This is a genomic window from Cesiribacter andamanensis AMV16 (genome assembly GCF_000348925.1).
GTDB lineage: Bacteria > Bacteroidota > Bacteroidia > Cytophagales > Cyclobacteriaceae > Cesiribacter > Cesiribacter andamanensis.
In genome coordinates this window covers 1-1177 of sequence record NZ_AODQ01000235.1, presented here as the reverse complement: position 1 = coordinate 1177, position 1177 = coordinate 1, and the positions used below count along the sequence as shown (strand labels likewise).

At 51.0% G+C, this 1177-nt stretch carries 1 protein-coding gene and 1 pseudogene; both read left to right on the top strand.

Features of this window, described 5'->3' with window-relative positions; translation table 11 throughout:
• Positions 1-195, top strand: a pseudogene (locus tag ADICEAN_RS23470) (hypothetical protein); the annotation flags it as partial.
• Positions 162-1177 (top strand): transposase (locus tag ADICEAN_RS22475; protein ID WP_316928552.1); only part of this gene is annotated, 1016 nt, incomplete at its 3' end. The pseudogene ADICEAN_RS23470 and the gene ADICEAN_RS22475, both read left to right, overlap by 34 nt.

Sequence of the window (1177 nt, the reverse complement as noted above, 5' to 3'; positions counted from 1 at the left end):
ATGCAAGGGCGTCATCAATTCCAGGACAGGAAGGTGCTTGAGTTTTGTTTGTCTGAGCACATTCCAGAGAACAACCTCTACAAAAGGCTTAAGCAGGTACTGGAGCTTGATTATCTCTACCAGGTAACCAAGCCCTATATGGCTCTTGCGGGCAGAAGAGCATCGATCCTACTGTCTTCTTCAAGCTCTGCCTGATCCAGCATCTGGAGAACATTGATTCTGACAGAAAGCTTCTGGAAGTGTGCAGCCTGCGACTGGACCTGCTTTACTTTTTGGGCTACAACCTGGGCGAAGAGCTTCCCTGCCACTCTACCCTTTGTAGAACCCGGCAGCTGCTGCCCCGGCAAGTGTTTGAAAAGGTATTTACCCATATCCTATCGCTATGCGTGGAGGCAGGGATGGTAGCGGGCAAGACACAAGCTATTGATTCTGCCCTGATCAAAGCCAATGCTTCTATGGACTCTTTGGAGCTAAAGGTGTCAGAGGAAAAGCTGGAAGAGCAGCTACTGAAAGCAAGACCTGTTATCACTACTGCCAGACGTAGGGCAAAAAAAAATAAGGCCAGCCTTCAGCAGCAGCGCCTCACTGCCTCAAAGAAAGAGATGAAGGAACTAGAAAGTAGGCAGCAGTACTTCCATCAAAAGCAGCTGGGTGCTCCTGCTGGCAGCCTTAAGCAGGCTAAGTTTACTTCCAATCAAACGCATTACTCTCCTGTGGACCCTGATGCCCGCATTGCCGTAAAGCCTGGCAAACGACGCCAGCTCTGCTACCTTGACCAACTCAGTGTGGATACCGCCCATCATGTCATTGTCCATACCCAGGCAGAGCTGGCTGACCAGAAAGATAGTCAGTGCCTGCAAGGAGTAGTGACTGCAGCTTGTCAAAGGCTCCTGAGCCTGGGCCTTGGCGTGAGATCAGTGCTGGCCGATGGGGCCTATAGCTCGGGAGAAAACTATGCCTTTCTGGAAAAAGAAGCCATCCGGGCCTACATTCCGGTATCGGATGCCTACAAAGGAGGGCCCAAAGACTTTGTCTATGACAGTGATGAAGACTGCTGGATCTGTCCTCAGGGAAAGAAAGCCACTTTTCGCACCATCAAGTTCTCCGCTCAGGACAGCCTGCAGCGCCAGTACTTCACCACAAGAGCCGATTGCAAAGACTGTCCCCTTAAGAAAAG